Origin of the sequence: Amycolatopsis coloradensis, from assembly GCF_001953865.1 — a bacterium.
Lineage (GTDB): Bacteria > Actinomycetota > Actinomycetes > Mycobacteriales > Pseudonocardiaceae > Amycolatopsis > Amycolatopsis coloradensis.
Map to the genome: position 1 here is coordinate 150,509 of NZ_MQUQ01000003.1, position 19,528 is coordinate 170,036.

General features: G+C 68.9%; 17 protein-coding genes. 10 read left to right on the forward strand and 7 right to left on the reverse strand.

What is annotated here, in order from left to right; translation table 11 throughout:
• The first annotated feature begins 169 nt into the window (after positions 1-169).
• On the forward strand, positions 170-1,627 hold the full coding sequence (locus BS329_RS04270; protein ID WP_076155843.1) for a M1 family metallopeptidase: 1,458 nt from the start codon (positions 170-172) through the stop codon (positions 1,625-1,627).
• 28 nt (positions 1,628-1,655) lie between these two features.
• Here the strand turns inward: BS329_RS04270 and BS329_RS04275 are convergent, their stop codons facing one another.
• The 3 genes from BS329_RS04275 to BS329_RS04285 are packed head-to-tail and all read right to left on the reverse strand — an operon-like array spanning position 1,656 to position 4,648.
• Positions 1,656-2,648: a LysR family transcriptional regulator gene (locus tag BS329_RS04275; RefSeq protein WP_076155845.1), complete on the reverse strand. Its 993-nt coding sequence runs from the start codon at positions 2,646-2,648 to the stop codon at positions 1,656-1,658.
• Positions 2,645-3,958 carry a purine-cytosine permease family protein gene (locus tag BS329_RS04280; protein ID WP_076155846.1) on the reverse strand — a complete coding sequence of 438 codons (1,314 nt, stop codon included), beginning with the start codon at positions 3,956-3,958 and terminating at the stop codon, positions 2,645-2,647. Before BS329_RS04280 ends, BS329_RS04275 begins: the two co-directional genes overlap by 4 nt.
• A 3-nt stretch (positions 3,959-3,961) precedes the next feature.
• Complete coding sequence (locus tag BS329_RS04285; protein ID WP_076155848.1) at positions 3,962-4,648, reverse strand: tRNA-dependent cyclodipeptide synthase; 687 nt, start codon at positions 4,646-4,648, stop codon at positions 3,962-3,964.
• Positions 4,649-4,815: 167 nt separating this feature from the next.
• Here BS329_RS04285 and BS329_RS04290 point away from each other — a divergent pair, with 167 nt between their 5' ends.
• From BS329_RS04290 to BS329_RS04300, 3 genes are all read left to right on the forward strand, one after another.
• On the forward strand, positions 4,816-5,769 hold the full coding sequence (locus BS329_RS04290) for a LysR family transcriptional regulator (protein ID WP_076155849.1): 954 nt from the start codon (positions 4,816-4,818) through the stop codon (positions 5,767-5,769).
• Between the two features lie 91 nt (positions 5,770-5,860).
• Positions 5,861-6,211: a rhodanese-like domain-containing protein gene (locus tag BS329_RS04295; protein WP_076156804.1), complete on the forward strand. Its 351-nt coding sequence runs from the start codon at positions 5,861-5,863 to the stop codon at positions 6,209-6,211.
• A gap of 30 nt (positions 6,212-6,241) precedes the next feature.
• Positions 6,242-6,682, forward strand: coding sequence for a thioredoxin family protein (locus BS329_RS04300; protein WP_076155851.1), 441 nt, complete (start codon positions 6,242-6,244; stop codon positions 6,680-6,682).
• A 17-nt stretch (positions 6,683-6,699) separates the two neighbouring features.
• On the opposite strand, the gene BS329_RS04305 is transcribed toward BS329_RS04300, so the two are convergent.
• Positions 6,700-7,482, reverse strand: coding sequence for an alpha/beta fold hydrolase (locus tag BS329_RS04305; protein WP_143252845.1), 783 nt, complete (start codon positions 7,480-7,482; stop codon positions 6,700-6,702).
• Here BS329_RS04305 and BS329_RS04310 point away from each other — a divergent pair.
• The gene (locus BS329_RS04310; RefSeq protein ID WP_076155852.1) at positions 7,481-8,923 is read left to right on the forward strand and encodes a M1 family metallopeptidase; all 1,443 of its coding nucleotides are present in this window, start codon (positions 7,481-7,483) and stop codon (positions 8,921-8,923) included. The two genes, BS329_RS04305 and BS329_RS04310, sit on opposite strands and share 2 nt — an antisense overlap.
• A 302-nt stretch (positions 8,924-9,225) precedes the next feature.
• On the opposite strand, the gene BS329_RS04315 is transcribed toward BS329_RS04310, so the two are convergent.
• Positions 9,226-10,422 (reverse strand): FAD-dependent monooxygenase, encoded by a 1,197-nt coding sequence (locus BS329_RS04315; RefSeq protein WP_244197028.1) that lies wholly within the window; start codon positions 10,420-10,422, stop codon positions 9,226-9,228.
• Between the two features lie 61 nt (positions 10,423-10,483).
• Here BS329_RS04315 and BS329_RS04320 point away from each other — a divergent pair, with 61 nt between their 5' ends.
• Both BS329_RS04320 and BS329_RS04325 read left to right on the forward strand, forming a co-directional pair.
• Positions 10,484-10,792, forward strand: a complete 309-nt coding sequence (locus BS329_RS04320; RefSeq protein ID WP_076155856.1) for an antibiotic biosynthesis monooxygenase family protein — start codon at positions 10,484-10,486, stop codon at positions 10,790-10,792.
• Positions 10,785-11,597 (forward strand): SIR2 family NAD-dependent protein deacylase, encoded by an 813-nt coding sequence (locus tag BS329_RS04325; protein WP_076155857.1) that lies wholly within the window; start codon positions 10,785-10,787, stop codon positions 11,595-11,597. The genes BS329_RS04320 and BS329_RS04325 overlap by 8 nt, the downstream gene beginning before the upstream one ends.
• A 146-nt stretch (positions 11,598-11,743) precedes the next feature.
• On the opposite strand, the gene BS329_RS04330 is transcribed toward BS329_RS04325, so the two are convergent.
• On the reverse strand, positions 11,744-12,757 hold the full coding sequence (locus BS329_RS04330) for an endonuclease/exonuclease/phosphatase family protein (protein WP_084749378.1): 1,014 nt from the start codon (positions 12,755-12,757) through the stop codon (positions 11,744-11,746).
• A gap of 125 nt (positions 12,758-12,882) precedes the next feature.
• On the opposite strand from BS329_RS04330, the gene BS329_RS04335 reads away from it, so the two are divergent.
• Both BS329_RS04335 and BS329_RS04340 read left to right on the forward strand, forming a co-directional pair.
• Positions 12,883-13,860, forward strand: a complete 978-nt coding sequence (locus tag BS329_RS04335) for an ATP-binding cassette domain-containing protein (protein WP_076155859.1) — start codon at positions 12,883-12,885, stop codon at positions 13,858-13,860.
• On the forward strand, positions 13,857-14,654 hold the full coding sequence (locus tag BS329_RS04340) for an ABC transporter permease (RefSeq protein ID WP_076155861.1): 798 nt from the start codon (positions 13,857-13,859) through the stop codon (positions 14,652-14,654). Before BS329_RS04335 ends, BS329_RS04340 begins: the two co-directional genes overlap by 4 nt.
• A gap of 73 nt (positions 14,655-14,727) precedes the next feature.
• On the opposite strand, the gene BS329_RS04345 is transcribed toward BS329_RS04340, so the two are convergent.
• Positions 14,728-17,910: an AfsR/SARP family transcriptional regulator gene (locus BS329_RS04345; protein WP_076155863.1), complete on the reverse strand. Its 3,183-nt coding sequence runs from the start codon at positions 17,908-17,910 to the stop codon at positions 14,728-14,730.
• Positions 17,911-18,106: 196 nt separating this feature from the next.
• On the opposite strand from BS329_RS04345, the gene BS329_RS04350 reads away from it, so the two are divergent.
• Entirely contained in the window at positions 18,107-19,522 is a 1,416-nt protein-coding gene (locus BS329_RS04350; protein WP_076155865.1) for a M1 family metallopeptidase, read from the forward strand.
• The last annotated feature ends 6 nt before the right edge of the window (positions 19,523-19,528 follow it).

The window sequence follows — 19,528 nt, forward strand, 5'->3', positions numbered from 1 at the left end:
GACGATCTCTTGCCTGGCGCGGCGCGGGTAGTCCCGGGCGGGTATGCCGTGGGGTTATCGGCGACAGGCCAGGGATAACCCGGCGGCATGACGGGCTGGCAGTGCCGCGCGCGGCGCGGGCGCCCGCACGATGACCGGGCACCCTCCCCCGTAGAGAGAAGGCCCGTTCATGACCGTGCGGATTCGGTGGCAGGAGCCACTGTGCACCGCGTTGCTCGCCACCACGATGATCGGCACCTGCCAGGCCCAGGCGGCGGCGCGACCGGCACCCGGCAGTGACGGGTACGTGCACGTCTCACCCGACGGCACCGTCCTCGGCGCCGATCCTTACTACCCGAAGGACGGCAACGGCGGTTACGACGTCGACAGATACTCGCTCGCGCTGGACTACTCGCCGTACTCGACACAGTTGAGCGGCAAGGCGACGATCACCGCGACGGCCACCCAGGACCTCAGCCGGTTCGACCTCGACCTGCGCGGTCTCACCGTGCGCTCGGTCAGCGTCGACGGGGTCGCCGCGACGTTCCGGCGGGCGGGCGAACACGAGCTGGTGATCACCCCGCGGACCCCGCTGGCCGAAGGTACGCGGTTCACCGTGGTGGTCGGCTACGACGGGCGGCCGGAGCCGATCGGCACGGCGCGGGGACGCGTCGGCTGGCTGGCCACCCCCGGCGATTCCGCCGTGGCCACCGGCCTGCCGCGTTCGGCGATGACCTGGTTCCCGGTCAACAACACCGAAGCCGACAAGGCCACCCTGCACGTCTCCGTCACCGTCCTGGACGAATTCTCCGTGCTGGGTAACGGTTCTCAGATCTCGGACGTTCCCGCGGGCGCCGGACGGCACACCGTCACCTTCTCGGAGGACACCGCCCTCGCGCCGAGCACGACGATGCTCGGCATCGGACGCTGGGAGGTCGAGAGGATCACACTTCCCGGTGGCCGGACGGCGATCAACGCCTACCACCCGTGCGCCGTCGACAAGCGGAAGATCGGCGGCAAGCTGCCCGAGGTACTGGAGTTCCTCACCGGGAAGTTCGGCGACTACCCGCAATCCACGGCGGGCGGGCTGTTCCTCGACCGCGCCCTCGGCTATACGCACGGCGCCCAGACCCGGCCGGTGTACGGCCGCACGGCCACCGTCGCCGATCTGGTGTACGCCACCGCGTACCAATGGTGGGGAGCCGGCGTGAGCGGCAAGATGTGGCGCGACGCGCTGATGCCCGAATCCATCGCGCGGTACGCGGTGTGGTTGTGGGACGAGGCCAAGACCGGCGCCGACCTCGACCGGCGCTACCGCGACCTGGTGGCAAAAGTGAGCGGGGACGCCGGATTCTGGGCGCCGAAGCTCACCGATCCTGGCAAGGGGACCGAATTCGCGCCGACCACCAAGGCGGTGCTGATGGTGCACGCGCTGCGCCGTCTGATCGGCGACGACGCGTTCTTCCAGATCATGGCGGGCTTCCCGATGATCAACCCGCAGGGCAACCAGAACTGGCACGACTTCGAACTCTACGTCTCCGCGATGACCCAGCTCGACCTCGGCGAGTTCAACCACGCGTGGCTCTACGGCACGGTACGGCCACCGGACGAGCACCTCTACCCCGGGCCGTTGCGCCCGTCCCGATGAGGACTCCCGCCCGGGCGACGTGACCCGATCATCCGTCGTCCGGGCGGGGCCCTCGAGAGTCCAGATATCGGGCGTAGACCGGTGCCGTCCTCGCTTCGGCCCAATACGCTTCGACCACGGCCGCGAGCAGTTCCGCCTGCCGCCCCGCCACGAAGGTCTCCCGGTTCCAGGCGAGAATATGCCTGCGCGGCAACACATCCCCGCGCAGCGGCCGGGTCACCAGGCCGAGGTTCCGCGGATCGCAGATCGGCTGCGAAAGCCCGATCGCGCCCGCCCGGACCACCAGCAGCGCCACCTGCTGCGAAGTCACCTGATGGCTGACCGACGGGCTGAAGCCGTGCCGCGCGCAGGTTTCCGTGAAGTACCTGGTGAACGTGGTCGCCGACGAGTCGGACACCATCACCCACGATTCGTCCCGCAGCTCGCTCAAGTCGATGATCTCCTTGTGCGCCAACGGGTGGAACTCCGGCAGCAGGACGAAGGTCGGCTCGGTCACCACCACCGCGGTGTCCACACTCGCGGGGATTTCGAGCTCGTGTCCCGGATAGTCCTTGACCAGCCCCAATTCCGCGCGTCGCTGTGCCAGCAGCGGCAGCAGCCGCTCGGGGTGGTCGTCGTGCACGACCTGCACCTCGGAGACCTCCGGCCACAACCGGGTCACCAGTGACGGCAGGCGCGCGACCAGCGCGCTGGCCACCGCGACCACCCGGACGACGTCGGGCGGGCCGCTGGGGCAGACGCGCTGCTCGATGTCTTCGAGCAGGTTGTCCAGCTGTGGCAGCAAAGCGGCAATCCGGCGCAACAGCAACTCGCCCATCGGCGTCGGTGTCACGCCACCCTCGCCCCGATCGAACAGTTGGTAGCCCAGCATGTTCTCCAGCCGTTTGAGCTGCGCGGACACCGCGGGCTGGGTGACGCCGAGAGCGATCGCGGCACGGGAAAGGCTGCCCGTGTCCGCGATCGCCCGCATCACCCGCAGGTGGTGAACATCCAGCTGTACGACGTCGAACTCCCTTGTCACATACGGGTTTTCGCCCCGTCGGAAGAAGTCATCGCCACGGAAACCGATCCGGCCGTGGTCCGTCTGCCGAGAATAATATACAGGAGAAAGGCGCCGAGAACGGAATTCACCGTGGGAATTCCCCACGGCAGCCAAATTCCCACCGCGGCCCCGGCGACCCAGCAGATCAGCGCGACGGGAACCCACGCCGGGCAATCCGGCGGCAACTCCCCGGACGCGCGCGTGGCCTCAAGATCCGGTTTCCAGCGCCGGACCACGTAGTACTCGGCGATAACCACCCCCGCCACCGGTGGCGTGAGCACGCCCACCCAGGTCAGGAAGGTGGTGAAGTGATCGAGGATGCCGACCGCGGAGAGCACCGTGCCGAGACCGCCGAGCAGCAGGGTCGCGGCGGTGCGGCCGAGGCGCCGGGACAGCAGCACCTGCACGGTGTTCACGAGGCCGAGTGAGGAGGAATAGAGGTTCCAGTCGTTGATCTTCAGGATCGCGGTGACCAGGATCAGCGTGCCGAGCACCCCGGACGACGAGGTGATGATCCCGACCACGTCCGCGCTTTTCGCCGCGTGCGCGAGCAGCACCCCGATCAGGCCGATCAGGTACTGGCCGAGGGTGATGCTGACCAGGGTCTGCTTCACGACGTCGGCCGCGGTCCGGTTGAACCGGGTCATGTCCGGGGTCATGATCGCGCCCATGATGAACGCGCCCGCCACCAGCGTGGTGCCCTGTGCCAGCGACATCGACGGTCCCGGCGGCGGTTCCGCCATCAGCGCGGGCAGCGAATGGCCGCCGAGCGCGGCGATGATCGAATACCCGGCCAGCGCGAGGAAAGCGGGCACCGTCAGATACGCCGTCCAGGCCATCGCGTGGAAGCCGAACACGACGATGGCGGTGACCAGCGCGCCGCCCGCGAGCGCCCACACCCACACCGGCGGACCACCCATCAACGCGTGGAGACCGTGCGCGAACACGTCGTTCTGCACGCCGAACCAGCCTGCCAGACTCAGCGTCATGAGCAGCCCGACCAGCGATGATCCACCGGTACCGAACCCGGTCCAGCGCGCGAGCACCGAGGTGGACAGCCCTTCCCGGGTGCCGGCGATGCCCATCAGGATGGTGATGATCTCCAGCAGCACCGAGCCGATCGTGATGGCCAGTACCGCGTCCCAGAAGGTCATGCCGAAGCCGAGGACGGCGCCGAGCAGGAACTGGTGAAACGAGGACACCTGCCCGAAGCGTTGCAGCGCGACGGAAACCCAGGAGTAGCGGCGTTCGGCGGGTACCCTGCGCAGCGAGAAGTCGTCGTGTGCCACGCCTCACTCCACCCGTTCCGGGACAGCCTGTTCGAGAACGACGAAGCCCTGTCCCCGCAGTGGCCGCCAGGAGAGTTCGCCGCGGTAGAGCCGTTCGAGGAACCCGACCCGCTGGTGATAGGCGAACACGGAACTGCCGACACCGGCCACGGCCACGGTGCCGACGAACATCGGCAACTCGGCGAGGAAGTAGCGGACCGCGCTGCGCAACTGGTCACGCGTGGGGTGTTCGCCTTCGGGCAGCCGCCGGTCCAGCACCCAGCCCGTCGCGCCGAGACACTGCTCGGCGAACTCCGGGTCGGTGGCGAACCGTTGGTGTGCCTCGGAAAGCAGGCCGAGGTAGACACGGTCGGTTTCGAGCACCGCGGCGTCCAGGATCAGCGTGTGCGGATCCGACGGACACACCTGCCGCAACGCGCGGACGATCTTGTTGCGCGTGTAGTTGCCTTGCCGCTGTGCCTTCTGCGCGGCGCGGACCGGGTCGTAGCCGAGCGCCTCCATGGTGAACGCCGACGGCCCGTCCGGGACGAAGAAATGAAAACCTCGAAAGGCCGACATGGCCCAGCGGGCGAGATCGGCGATACGGTCCACCGTGAAATAGCTGTTGAACGGGCTGATGCCGACGCAAACGTGCTCGGCTCGCGCCAGCGGATCGGCGCAATGCTCGGTGAGCGGCAGTGGTCGCAGCAAGACGGCTCCTGGTTCGCGGGATATGCGGGAGAAGAGGCGTCGATCGAACGTAGCCACGCCCCGGCGGTCCGGGTATTGCCGGTAAATGTTGTCACCGGGTTATAGGAAATTACGGATCTCGACTTTCGGAGGTGCCGGACACGGACGGAAGCGCGGTATACGGAGGCATGGAGATTCAGGTTCGGCATCTTCGCGTGATCTGTGAGATCGCTTCCTCCGGCAGTCTCAACCGTGCCGCGGCCGGCCTGGGGCTCGGGCAGCCCGCGCTCAGCCACCAGTTGCGCCGGATCGAGCGGATGGTCGGCGGCCCGCTGTTCCACCGCGACCAGCACGGGGTGCGGCCCACCGAACTCGGCTCCCTCATCCTGCGGCGGGCGAGGGCGATCGTGCTCACCTTCGACGAGCTGGAGCACGACTTCCACCGCCAGGAACCCGTGACGGGCGAATCGCTCCGAATCGGCTGGAACGACAGCGCCATCACGAGTTCGCTGCTCGACGGACTGCGCGACCTGCGGCCGAGCGAACCGTTCCGCACGCGGGCGGACACCTCGCGCACCCGGCTGCTGGCGCAGGTCGCGAACCGCGGCATCGACCTCGCGCTGATCATGATCTGCGGCGGACGCGGCCTGCCGGTGCCGCCGGAGGTGCGGACCGTGACCTTGGCCAGTGAGCCGTCGTTCGTCGCGATCCCCGCCGGGCACCCGCTCGCCGGTGAGGAGGAGATCGAACTCGCCGAACTGGCCGGGGAGGACTGGATCGTGTCGAACGGGGGCGACGGCTGCCGGGTGGTGTTCCGCGAAATGTGTCTCGCGCACGGTTTCGACCCCCGGATCACGCACGACGTCGACTTCGACACCGCGCGGGAAGACCTTGTCAGCGGCGGGTACGGCGTCGGGCTGGTCCAGCCGACCCGGCCACCGTCGGACGGCCTGGTGATCCGGCCGCTGGCGGGTGCGCCGATGTGCGTGCGGCACGTGCTCGCCTGGCGCGAGGACGGCCCGTGCGCGACCGGCGTCCCGGAACTCGCCCATGAGGCGAAGGCGGGATATTGGCGGCTGGCCGACCGGACGGCGCCGTACCGGACCTGGCTGCATCGCCACGGCAGGCTGACGCCTCGATAACCCTTCGGCATCCCGAGACGGCACTAGAGCGCACTCCGGAAGACGGCCGACGATGGGAATCGTCAATCACGGTCATCCGGGAAGGGGCACCATGCTGCCGTTGATCACTCGTACGGAACTGCTCTCCCTGATGGAGGCCGGAACGGTGGTCGTGGTCGACACGATGCCGGTCGCCTATTTCGACAAGGAGCATCTTCCGGAAGCACGGAACATTCCGGGTTTCCCGTATGAACAGGCCGCCGAATTCACCGACCGCCTGGCGGCGTCGGTGCTTCCGGACAAGGCCGCCGCGATCGTCGTCTATTGCGCGAACACGCCGTGCCGCAACAGTGAGTTCGTCGGACGGCGCCTGCTGGAACTCGGGTACACGAACGTCCGCAAGTACCGCGAAGGCATCGAAGACTGGGTTTCGGGCGGCTTGCCGACCCACTGTTCGTCCTAAGTGGACTTACCTGATTCGAAGGAGTACGTCTTGTCCAAGTACCAACGGTTCGTCTGCGTGCTGGCCGGTGTGCTGGCGCTCGTCACCGGTGTCGGCGCCGGTGTGGCATCGGCCGCGCCGTCGCCGTCGGCCGAGAACGTGGTCACGGTGACGTCGGCCAACTACGCCGAAGTCATGAACATCTCGAAGCAGAAGCTGGTCATCATGGACTTCGGCGCGACGTGGTGCCCGCCGTGCCGTCAGATGAAGCCGGTGATCGAACGGCTCGCCGCGGAATACGGCGGCCGGTTCCTGCTCGGCGAGGTCGACGTCGACCAGAGCCGGGACCTGTCGAGCCGATACAACATCCGCTACCTGCCGACGCTGGTCGGTGTCCGCAACGCCGCCGAGCTGCCGTCCTCGCGGAACGTCGGCTACCCGGGTGAGGCGCGGCTGCGCGCATGGATCGACGCCCAGCTGGCCAAGGGCTGAGCGAGCGGCTCCGGGACCTACCCGATGACGTCGGAGAGAAAGGCTTCGACGGCACCGAGGTAGGTCTCCGGGGCCTCTTCGTGCACGACGTGCCCGGCTCCCTCTACGACGATGTGGCGGCCGAGGCCGCCGGGCACGCGGGCCGCGAGTTCGGCCTGCTGCCCAAGCGGCATCGCCGTCCGCTCGCCTTCGATGGCCAGCAGCGGGCATTGGACGCGTTCGACGTACTCCCAGAAATCCCGGCGCCCCCATTCCGCCGCGATTTCGTACAGATCGGGGAGTGCGGCGATCAGGTGATAGCCGTCTTTCCGTTCTTCGACGCATTCGATGAAATAGTCGCCGGTTTCGCCGAAGAACTCGCGCACGTGGGCCAGCGACCGGAACGGGACCGGCCAGGATTCGAAATAGCCGCGCCAGTCGTCCACGGACCGTCCGCGCTGGTCGGGCGCGAAATCCTCGCAGACCACCGCGCGGACGAGGCCGGGATGCGTGGCCGCGGTGACCCAGGCGTGCAGGCCGCCCATCGAATGTCCGATCAGGACCGCGGGTTCGCCGAAGGTCCGCAGCACCGCGGCGACGTCTTCGGCGAACCGTTCGGTGTGCCATGGCCCGCCACGCGGACCGCGTCCGTGGCCGCGCGCGTCGAGACCGTGGACACGCCCGTACGGTTCGAGTCTTCCGGCGACCCGCCACCACGTCGTCGCCCTGCCCATCAGCCCGTGCAGGAGGACGATCGGCGGTCCTTCGCCGCCGAAAGTGATCAACCCGTCGCGGTGAAGCACCACTAAGCTCCCCTCCATGCGCAGCCGAGTCCCCGCCGCCGGCCTGATTCTGGGCGTCGTCGGCGCCCTGATTATCGGTTGCAGCGTCGATGACCCCCCGGCCGCTCCCCCTCCGCCGCCGCCGATGAACCCGGCGCCGGGCGCTTCGGGCGCGGGCGACCCGTATTACCCGATGGACGGCAACGGCGGTTACGACGCGATCGAATACCAGGTCGGGATCACTTACGACCCCGCGAAGGGGCGGCTCGACGGCGACACCACGGTGATCGCGAAAGCGACCCAGGACCTCAATCGGTACAACCTGGACTTACGCGGCTTGACGGTCCAATCCGTCGAAGTGGCGGGAAAACCGGCGAAGTTCGCTCGTGAGGGCGAATTCGAGCTGGTGGTGACCCCCGCCGAGCCGATCCGGAACGGGACCACCTTCCCCACGAAGGTCGTCTACGGCGGCGACCCGTCGGCGACCCCGAAAGCGGGCGGCAGCGAGAACGGCTGGCAGAAGTCGAAGGACGGCGGCGCGTTCATCGTCGGCGAGCCGCATTCGGCGTCGTTCTGGTATCCCGTCAACGAAACCCCGCGTGACAAGGCGATGTTCACCCTCACCGCCCGGGTGCCGGACGGCTGGATCGTCATCTCGAACGGCCGCGAGATCCAGAAGACCTCGGCGAACGGCTGGTCCACGACGTCCTGGCAGGAACGCACGCCGGTGGCGGCCTATCTGACCACGGTGGCGATCGACAAGTTCACCGTCGACCGGATGGCCCTCCCGGACGGGACGCCGCTGGTCAACGCGTACGCGCCCGGCGCGGAAGACCGGCGCGACACCGGCAGGCGGCTGCCCGAGATCATCGGTTTCCTGACCTCGAAGTTCGGGCCGTACCCGGTGGACGCGGCGGGCGGGATCTACCTGGACGAGGACATCCACTTCTCGCTGGAGACCCAGACCAGGCCCACCTACGCGAAATGGGCCGACTTGATCACCGTCGTGCACGAAACCGCACACCAGTGGTTCGGCGATTCGGTGACCCTGAATTCGTGGTCCGACATCTGCCTCAACGAATGTCTGGCGTCGTACGCGCAATGGCTGTGGCAGGAATCGCGGGACGGCCAGAACCTCGACGACCGTTACCGCGCCGCCCTCGAGATCATGCGGGGAAGCACGGACTTCTGGGCGCCGAAACTGGTCGGGATGGGGGCCGGGCAGGAATTCCACAGTGTCTACGACAAGGGGATCCTGGCCATCCACGCGCTGCGGCGGAAGATCGGCGAAGGGGCGTTCGCGCGGCTGCTGAAGGAGTGGCCGGCGGCCCATCGGAACGCCAACGCTTCCTGGGCGGATTTCGAGGCGTTCACGATCAAGCTCGCCGAGCAGGACCTGCGGCCGTTCTTCGACGCCTGGTTCCACAGCACGGTGCTCCCTCCGGACGCCGAACTGCTCCCGGGCACCCTGCGAGGCTGACCTCCGCGATTCGTCCTCTGGTTACGGTAGTTCGTGTCACGAACTACCGCAACCAGAGGACGAATCGCGGAGGAGAGTGCGTGGGTGCCGTCGGACGGTGCCCCCAAAGTGGCATTGGGAGCGTTGGGTGCTCCCAAAGTGGCATCGGGAGCACTGGGCGCCCCCAAAGAGGCATCGGGAACACTGGACGCCCCCAAAGAGGCACTGGGGGCATCGGCCTGAGCGGCTCACGAGGATCGCCACTCACGACCGGCCGACCCGGCACCCTCGTGCACCCTCGCCTGACCCCCGCAAGTAGTCCTCTAGTGGCGGGGAGCGGGGTAGTCCGGCAGGTCGATCCCGTTCACCACGTCCCGCATCCTCCGCGACGCCAGCGCGGCGATCGGTTTGAGCCGCATCGCCCGCATCGTCAGGTACCGCATCCGCAGGGCCGTCCGCGACTTCGCGAAGATCGTCTCCGCGTTGGCCCGCCCCATCGCCTGCGTGTTCTCGACGAACTCGCGCATCACCGTCTCGTACCGCTTGAGCCCGGTGCCGAGGTCGGCGGCGAGTTCCCCGGCGAGGACGTACGCGCCGACGAACGCCAGGCTCGTGCCCTGCCCGGAGAGCGGCGAAGGGCAGAAGGCGGCGTCACCCAGCAATCCGATCCGGCCGCGCGACCAGGATTCCATGATCACCTGGGCGCACGAGTCGAAGTAGAAGTCGGGGGCCTCGTCCATCCGTTCCAGCAGCCAGGGCGCCTCCCACGCCATCCCGGCGGCGAACCCGCGGACCAGCGCTTTCTGCGCCTGGACGTCGCGATAGTCGTAGTCGACGTGCTCCGAGGCGAACCCGAAGTAGGCCATCGCCTCGTCGCCGTCACGAAGGGCGCGGATCCCGGCGGACCGGCCGACGTCGTCGAAACCGACCGCCCAGTCCCGCAGGCCGAGCCGGTTCGGCACGCGGAAGAACGCCAGGTACGCGCCGAGGTGCCGCACGTACTCCGACTCCTCGCCGAACGCCAGCGCCCGCACTCCCGAATGCAGCCCGTCCGCCCCGATGACCACGTCGAACGTCCGTCGCGCACCACTGGCGAAGGTGACGTCGACGCCGTCTGCCAGTTCGTCCAGCGCGGTGATCCGGTCGCCGAAGACGTACTCCGTCTGCTCCCTGGTCGCCTCGTACAGCACGTCGGTCAGGTCGCCGCGCAGGATCTCGATCTCGGCGATGACACCGTCACCGCCGAAGTCGTCGGCACGGATGGTGGCCTTCGTGCGGTTTCTCCGGTCGACGAGCGTCTCGCCCTTGGTGTCGGTGCACGCCGCGCGGATGCGTTCGTCCAGGCCCATGCGGCGGGCGACCTCCTTGGCCGTTCCGCGCAGGTCGACAGCCTGACCGCCGGGGCGCAACGACGGCGCGCGCTCCACGACGGTCACGCGGAAGCCGTATCTGGTCAGCCAGAACGCCAGCGCGGGACCGGCGACACTCGCACCGGAGATGAGGATCTTCTTGTCGGCCATTCTCCGGAAGGTCCCACGCATCACATCGCGGCGCAAAAGAGTTTCGCCGTAGGGTGGCGGCATGGCAGTCGTGAAGATCAACGCGATCGAGGTCCCCGAAGGCGCAGGCCCCGAGCTGGAAAAGAGGTTCGCCGCACGGTTGCACGCCGTCGACAACCAGCCCGGCTTCCTCGGCTTCGAACTGCTCCGCCCGGTCTCCGGCGAGACGCGCTACTTCGTCTACACGAAGTGGGAGTCCGAAGAGGCGTACCAGGCTTGGGCGTCCGGCCCGGCGCGCGAGGCGCACGCGGGCGAGCGCGCGAAGCCGGTCTCCAGCGGCGCGAACCTGTTGGAATTCGAGGTCGTCCAGGCTTCGAAGCCGGGTGAGTGAGCTCGAGCGAGCCGCGGAACTGATCGACGGCGCCGGCGCGCTGCTCGTCTGCGCCGGCGCCGGGATGGGCGTCGACTCCGGCCTGCCCGATTTCCGGGGTGACGAGGGTTTCTGGACGGCGTATCCGCCGTACGAGCGGCTGGGCATCAGCTTCGTGGAACTCGCCGACCCGCGGCATTTCGCCGAAGACCCCGAACTGGCCTGGGGTTTCTACGGGCACCGGCTCGCGCTGTACCGGGACACCGTCCCGCACGAGGGCTTCCGGATCCTGCTGTCCTGGGGAGCGCGGACACCCGGCGGCACCCGCGTCTTCACGTCCAATGTGGACGGACAGTTCCAGAAGGCCGGCTACCCGCACGTCGCCGAAGCGCACGGGTCCATCCATCATCTTCAGTGCTTTGCCCGGTGCACCGGCGAGATCTGGGCCGCGGACGACATCGAGGTCCCTTTCGACAAGGACACGATGCGCGCGCTGAAACCGCTGCCGTCGTGCCCGCGCTGCGGCGGTCTCGCGCGGCCCAACATCCTGATGTTCGGCGACTATGACTGGCTGGAACGGCGTAGCCAGGCCCAGCTGGACGAGCTGACCGCGTGGCGCCGCGCGCATCGCGACCTCGTGGTGGTGGAACTCGGCGCGGGACAGGCCGTGCCGACCGTGCGGCGCTATGCGGAACTGGCCAGCGCCGCGACCGGTTCACTCGTCCGCGTCAACCCGCGCGAGCCGCGGATCCGGCACGGCCGGGGCGTCTCGCTGGCGAGCAACGGGCTCGACACCCTCAAAGCGCTGGACGCCCTGCTCTCTTGAGGCCGGATCCACCCGCCCGTCCCGGAGGGTCGCCGCGGTGGTGATCCGCTCCGCCGGGCAGCCCGGCGGCGGCTGCCCCGGCACACAGGCCGCGAGCAGCGACAGCGCGAGATCTCCTCATGAGCGGGGAGACTGCCAGCGGAAGGTCACCTTCCGGGCAGGACGACCTCCGCGTAGACGGCATCGTGATCGCTGCCGGGCATCTCCAGCACCTTGAAGTCCGCGATGGCCGTCCGCTTGTCCGCCAGCACGTGGTCGATCGGCACCGGCGGCACCATCCCGTTCGTCCAGGTCCCGTGCAGTGCCTTCCCCAGCTGATCGGCCGCGTCGACGTATCCCCTGGTCAGCAGCTCACGGAAGAGTGCGTGGTCGAAGCCGGCGTTGAAGTCGCCCGCCAGGATCCGGATGTCGTGCTCGGCGTCGGCGTAGGGCAGGTCCTTGGCCTCGTCGACCCAGGCGTGCCTGTCCCACATCGGCGCCGCCGGATGGACCGCGACGACCTCGACCCGGACCCCGTCGCCGAGGTCGACGCTCGCGCTCGGCTGCTTGCGGTTCGAATCACCGCTCAGCTTCAACGGCGTGAGCGGGTGCTTCGACACCAGCCCGGAGCCGGACGCCCATTCCGCCGGGTTCAGCAGGTGGAACGGCAGGAGCTGGAACAGCCCGGCGCGCTCCAGCCCGGAGACCGCCTCGGGCGTCATCTCGGTGAGGCTCAGGACGTCGACCTGGTGGTCCTTCACGTAGCCGACGATCGTGGCCGGATCCGCCCGCCCGCCGAGCATGTTCGACGCCAGCACCCGGACGTGTTTCCCGCCGAGCGCCTTCTGCTCGTTCGCGAACGCGCGGGGCAGCACCAGCGTGGCGATCGTGAAGGTCAGCACCAGCGCGACCGCCCCCGTCCACCAGCGCCGCGAGCCCAGCGCGAGGACGGCGAGCACCAGTGTCGCGATCCCCGCGTACGGCGTCAGCGCGAGCGCCGCGATCGTGTACGTGGTGCCGTCGAACCCCACCAACCGCATCGCCGTCAGCACCGCGAACGGCACCAGCGCGCCGATGAGCAGACCGCTGACCAGCTTCCCCCGCGGGCTCACACGCACCCGGTCTTCGATCACCATGACGTCGAGTATGCCGATCAGGGGCGGCGTGGCGGCGGTCTCCACAACACCTTCACAACCTCCTCACCTCGCGCCTACCAGCGCTTATCAGCCGGTGTCAGCGCGCTGTGCGCGGTCTGCCAGCCGGGAGGGGCACCTTTGTCCGCGGGGCGAGATCCACGGGAGGAAACATGACTCACGCGATCAGGGCCGAGGGCCTGGTCAAACACTATGGGGAGACGAAGGCGCTCGACGGGGTCGATCTGGAGGTCCCGGCGGGCAAGGTGGTCGGGGTGCTGGGGCCGAACGGCGCGGGGAAGACGACCGCCGTCCGGATCCTGGCCACCTTGATCCGGCCGGACCGCGGCCACGCGAGCGTCTTCGGTTACGACGTCGTCAAGAACCCGATGGCGGTCCGGAGCGTGATCGGGCTGACCGGGCAGTACGCGTCGGTCGACGAGGACCTCTCCGGCACGGAGAACCTCGTGCTGATCGGCAGGCTGCTGGAGTTCTCCAGGGCCGACGCGAAGAAGCGGGCGGCCGATCTGCTGGAGCGGTTCGAGCTGACCGAAGCCGCCGGGCGCGCGATCAAGACCTACTCGGGCGGGATGCGGCGGCGGCTCGACCTCGCCGCGAGCCTGGTGGGCCGTCCCAAGGTGCTCTACCTGGACGAGCCGACCACCGGACTCGACCCGCACGCCCGCAACGAGGTCTGGGCCGTGGTCCGGACGCTGGTCGCGGACGGGACGACGGTGCTGCTCACCACGCAGTACCTGGAGGAGGCCGACCAGCTGGCCGACACGATCACCGTGTTCGACCGCGGACTGGTCGTGGCGAACGGCAGGGCCGACGAGCTCAAGCGGCGGACCGGCGGCCAGACGTTGCAGGTCCGGCCGACCGCGCTCGCCGATCTCGACGCCGTCGAACGCATCCTGGCCGGGCTCACCGGCGTCCAGCCGAACCGGGACGACGACACGGGGCTGCTCACCGCGCCCGTCGCCGACCCCGTCCTGCTGTCCACCCTGGTCCGCAAACTGGACGAAGCCGGGATCACCGCGGACGAGCTGGCGCTGCGGCTGCCCAGCCTCGACGAGGTTTTCCTCGCGCTCACCGGCAAGCGACCCGACGAGTCCACAAAGGACATCAAGCCGGAAGGGAGCCTGGTATGACGACCATCGCGGCGCCCGCGCCGAAGCGCGTTTCCCTGTCCAGCAGCGTCCACCACGGGCTTTCCCTCGCCTGGCGCGGCATCCTGAAGATCCGCAAGAACCCGGAACAGCTGGCCGACGTCACCATCGCGCCGATCATCTTCCTGGTCATGTTCGTGTACCTGTTCGGTGGCGCGCTCGCCCCGAGCATTGACGACTACCTGCAGATGATCGTGCCCGGCATCATGGTGTTCAACATCCTGCAGGCCAGCATGACCGTCGGGGTCCAGCTCAACACCGACGTCACCAAGGGCGTGTTCGACCGGTTCCGCGCGATGCCGATCGCCAGGTCCGCCCCGCTGATCGGCGCTGTGCTGGCCGACATCGTGCGCTACCTGGTGTGCATCACCGTGCTGATGATCGTCGCGACGATCATGGGCTACCGGATCCAGACCGGCCCGGCGGAGTTCGCGCTGGCCGTGGTGCTGGTCATCGCGTTCGCGCTGGCGTTCTGCTGGGCGTCGGTGTTCGTCGGGATGCTGGTGAAGAGCCCCGGCGCGGTGCAGGGCCTGATGTTCGTGGTGCTGATGCCGCTGACCTTCGGCAGCAACGTGTTCGTGCAGACCGGCACCATGCCCGGCTGGCTGAAGGCGTGGGCGGACATCAGCCCGGTGACACAGATGTCCGACGTGCTGCGCGGGCTGATGAACGGCGGGCCGGTCGCCGGGCCGCTGACCGGCGCGCTGATCTGGATGGCGGCCGCGGTCGCGGTCTTCTTCCCGCTCGCCACCTGGGCCTATCGGAAGCGCGTCTGACGGGGGTCAGGGGGAACGCGCATGAAGTACATGATGGCCCCCTTCCTTGCGCCTGGCGCAAGGAAGGGGGCCATCATGTACCTACTTCGGCGCTCAGCGCGGAGAGCAGTTCGGACCGCGGCAGGGCGGCGTCCTGGGCGAGCAGGGCCTCGTACCGCTCCTCCCCGAAGTGCTCGCGGAGGTCGTCGATCAGCTCCCGGATCGACGGTTCGCCGAGGTCAAGCCTGCCGCGCAGGAGATTCGCCGTGCCGAGCAGCCGGACGGCGCCGCCGGGCCGCCCTTGCCGGAACCGGATCAGGGCGACGACCTCGACGATCCGGGCGAGGTCGGGCATGTCGCCCCGCTCTTTGGTGGACTTCACGACGACGGCGGCCGCGCGTTCGGCCTCGTCCAGCTCTCCGGCGGCCAGCGCCACCTCCGTGTCGATGAACCCGCCGAACTCCTCGCCGAACATGCCCGGCAGTGGCACCTTGGCCATCAGCTCCCGGAACCGCGCGGCGACCTCGCGGGCCTCGTCCACCCGGCCGGCGCGGCTGAGCAGGTCGGCCTTGCCCACCAGCACCATCACCGCGAGCTGGTCGTTGCCCGTGTCGATCGCGTAGCGTTCCGCCTCCCGGATCTCGCGCATCGCCGTGTCGAGGTCACCGGCCCGCGCGTACTCCGTCGCGAGCCGCCAGCGCTGCTGGATCACGTCGTCCTGCGAACCCAGTTCGAGGGCGAGGGCGATCCCTTGCCGGTACAGCGAAAGCGCGGCTTCGTGGTCACCGGACATCGAGATGTCGGACGCCTTCATGCCCACCGCCATCGCGGTGCCCCACCGGTCGCCAACGGCCGAAAACCCTTCGAAGGCCCGGTCCCTCGCCCGTCCCGCCCCCTCGGAGTCCCCTTCGTCGCCGAGGATGAAACTCTGCGCCCACGAAGCGGCGGCACGCGCCCACGGATCCGGGCTCAGCAGTGCCCGTGCCACCTCGCGGTGCGCGAGTTCCTTGTCCTGGCAGAAGAACGCGAGCATCGGCAGCCCGAGAGCCAGCCCCGCGAAGCGTTCCTGCGCGTTCGTCCGCACACACTGATCGATGAGTGCGAGACCCTCTTTCGCGTCGCCGATACCGGGCACCATCGCCATCATCGCGCGGATCGCCTGGAAAGCGGCGGCGAAGTCCTCCTCCAGCCGGTCACCGAAGGCGAGCACCTCGGCGACGAACCCCTCCAACCGGTCACTGTCGCCCTTGATCAGCCAGTACCAGAAGGAGTTGCCGAACAGGCGCGTCGCCATCTCCACGTCGTCCGCGTCGATCGCCTGCCGGAGCGCGGTCACGAGGTTGCCGTTCTCGGCGTCGTATCGCGAGATGGCGATGAGCTGATTCCTCGTCCGCAGCGACGGCTCCAGCCGCTCGGCGAGTTCTGCGTAGTAGCGATGGTACGCCTTCGTCAGCAGCGCACGCTCTCCCGCCTCGTCGAGACGCTCCGCCGCGTAAGCCCGGATGGTCTCGAGCATGCGGTAACGAGGCTCGCCCTGATCACCGGCCATGGCGTCCACAATGGACTTCTCGACCAGGGAACCAAGGACGTACAGCACGTCTTCGGCGGGCAGTCCTTCACCGGCGCAGACGCTCTCGACCGCTTCGACCTCGGCACCCGCCCCGAAGACCGACAGCCGCCTGGCGAGGACGCGTTCGGCGTCGTCAAGCAGATCCCAGCTCCACTCGACCACGGCGCGCAGCGTGCGCTGCCTCGGCAACGCCGTCCGGCTGCCCGAGGTCAGCAGCCGGAACCGGTCATCGAGACGCTGCGAGATCTGCGCGACGGTCATCGACCGCAGTCGCGCGGCGGCCAGTTCCAGTGCCAGCGGCATCCCGTCCAGCCGACGGCAGATCTGCGCGACGTCGTCCACGGTGGAATCGTCGAGGACGAAGTCCGGGCGCACCGCCATGGCCCTGTCGACGAACAGCCGGATCGCCCCCGCTTCGGCCGCCTCCGGCACGGTCGGCGTGCCGTCCGGTACGGAGAGCGGGCCGAGCGGGCACAGTGTCTCGCCGTCGATGGCCAGCGCCTCGCGGCTCGTCGCGAGGATCCGCAAGGTCGGCACGCGGCGCAGCAGGGTGTTCGCCAGCTCGGCGGCCGAATCGACCAGATGCTCGCAGTTGTCCAGCACCAGCAGCGCTTCGCCGACGCCGAGCGTCTCCACGGCCCTGGCCAGCGCGTCCACCGGACGCCGCATCGGATCGCCGTGCGAGAGGCCGAGGTCCCACAGTTCCAGCGCCGCGAAGACCGCGCCGGGCAGATCGCCGGGATCGCGAACCCCGGCGAGCGGCACGAACCAGACGCGCCCGCGCGCGTGCGCCGGGTGCCGCGTCGCGACCTCGGTGGCCAGCCGCGTCTTCCCGGCGCCGCCGGGCCCGACCAGCGTCACCAGCCGTGCGCCCGCGAGGAGTTCGGCGACCAGTTTGAGTTCGTCGTCACGGCCGACGAAGCTGGTCAGCCGGACCGGGAGATGGTCTGCGGCCGCCGGCGGGGGGCCGAGTTCGCCGCGCAGCGCGGCGAGGTGAATCTCCTGGAGTTCGGCCGAAGGGTCGACGCCCAGCTGATCGGCCAGCGCCGCCCGGACCTCCTCGTAGACGGCGAGGGCGTCGGACTGCCGGTCCGCCGCGCACAACGCCCGGATCCACAGCCCGGCGAGACGTTCGCGAAGCGGATTCCCAGCGGCCGCTTCCTTGAGATCCGCCAAGACCCGGTCTTGCCCCCCGAGCCGGATCTCGGCCTCGAAGCGATCTTCGGCGGCTTGGAGGCGCAGATCCTCCAGCCGGGTCGCCGGTGCCCGCGCGAAGGGAGCGTCGAGCACGTCGGACAGCGCTTGGCCCTGCCAGAGGCCGAGCGCTTCGGCGAGGATCGCGGCCGCACCGGCGTCCCGGCCCGCCGCCAGCTCGGCCCGCCCCTCCGCGGCCAGCCGTTCGAAACGGCACACATCGACGTCCTCGCGGGCGACGTCCAGCCGGTAGCCGCCAGGGCCCGAGTCGAGCGTGACGCCGTCGGCCCGCAGGACCTTGCGCAACCGCGAGACCAGGGATTGCAGCGCGTTCACCGCGTCGGCCGGCGGTTCCGCGCCCCAGAGACCGTCGATGAGGACCGTCGCCGGGACAACTCGGCCGGGGTCCAGCGCGAGCCTGGCCAAGAGCATGCGGAGGCGGACACCGCCGATGTCGACCGGGGTGCCGTCACCGGCCTCCGCTCCGACCGGGCCCAGCAGCGTCACACGCACGACCCCAGCTTTCCAGAACCCGCGACCCGTTAGCCCGGCCAGGCTGTGTATCTCAGAGCGCGCGGTCGGCTTCCGGACTCCGATCAGGCGACGGAAGTGGGGATTATCCGGGCACGAAGGAGCTTTCCGGGCGGGTAACCGAGGTCAGCGGGCTACGTTCGGGGCCGAAGCGACAGCCGATCGACTGGGAGCGTGAATGAGGTACCGGAGTGCGGCCGTCATCGCCGCCGTTCTGGCCGCGAGTGTCCTCGGCGGCGGGACAGCCCTCGCCGACACCGGAAAACCCGGCGCCGACGGCGCCGGCGACAGCTACTACCCGCAGGACGGCAACGGCGGCTACGACGTCGGTGACTACAACCTGAAAATCGGCTACGAACCGGCCACCAGGCAGCTCACCGGCCTGCAGACGATCACCGGCCGGACAACGCAGTCCCTGAGCTCGTTCAACCTCGACCTGCACGGGCTGACCGTCGACTCGGTCAAGGTCAACGGGCGGACGGCGGCCTTCACCCGCACCGGTGACCACGAACTCGTGATCACCCCGGCTCGTACGCTGCGCGACCACGAGCGGTTCACCGCCGAAATCGCCTACCACGGTGTCCCGCAGCCGATCCAAGATCCGATGCTGGGCGAAAACGGCTGGCAGTACGCGAAATCCGGCGGTGCGTTCGCCGCGGGCGAGCCGAAGTCCGCGACGACCTGGTACCCGGTCAACGACACCCCGCGCGACAAGGCGACCTTTCACCTCACGATCACCGTGCCCTCGGAATGGGGCGTCATCTCCAACGGGCGCGAGCGCGGGAAGTTCGAGAACGGCAAGAACACCACGTACTTCTGGGGTGAAGAAACCCCGGCGGTGCCGTACATGACGACGGTCGCGATCGACAAATGGGACTTCGAGCGGACGAAGCTGTCCGACGGCACCCCGGTCGTCAACGCCTACGCCCCCGGCACCCCAGCCGCGACCAAGCAGGCCGAGGCACGGCTGCCGGAGATCATCGACTTCCTGGCGTCGAAGTTCGGGCGGTATCCGGTGGACGCGGCGGGCGGCATCTTCCTCGCCGAGCCGATCGGCTTCTCGCTGGAGACGCTGAGCAGGCCGATCTACTCGGGCGCGGCGGGCAACGTCGGAACGATCGTGCACGAGAACGCCCACCAGTGGTGGGGTGACTCGGTCGCCGTCGACAAGTGGAAGGACGTCTGCCTCAACGAATGCTTCGCCTCCTACGCGGAGTGGATGTGGTCCGAGGCGAAGTCGGGCCAGGACCTCAAGGCGCGCTACCTGACCGCCGTGCAGAAGGCGACGGACCGGTTCTGGGCCGGAAAGCTGTACGACATGGGACCCGGCAACGAGTTCACTTCCGTGTACTCGAAGGGCCCGATGGCGCTGCACGCGCTGAAGAACTACATCGGCGCGGCCCCGTTCGACCGCATCCTGAAGACGTGGCCCGCGCTGCACCGCGACGGCAACGCGAGCCTGCCGGAGTTCGAGAAGTTCGCCGAACGCGTCGCGCACAAGAACCTCCACGGCTTCTTCGACGCATGGTTCCACGGCGACACCAAACCGGCGCCCGAGTTTCTCTACCCCGGGGACCTCAAGCCGGCCGCCTGACGTCGG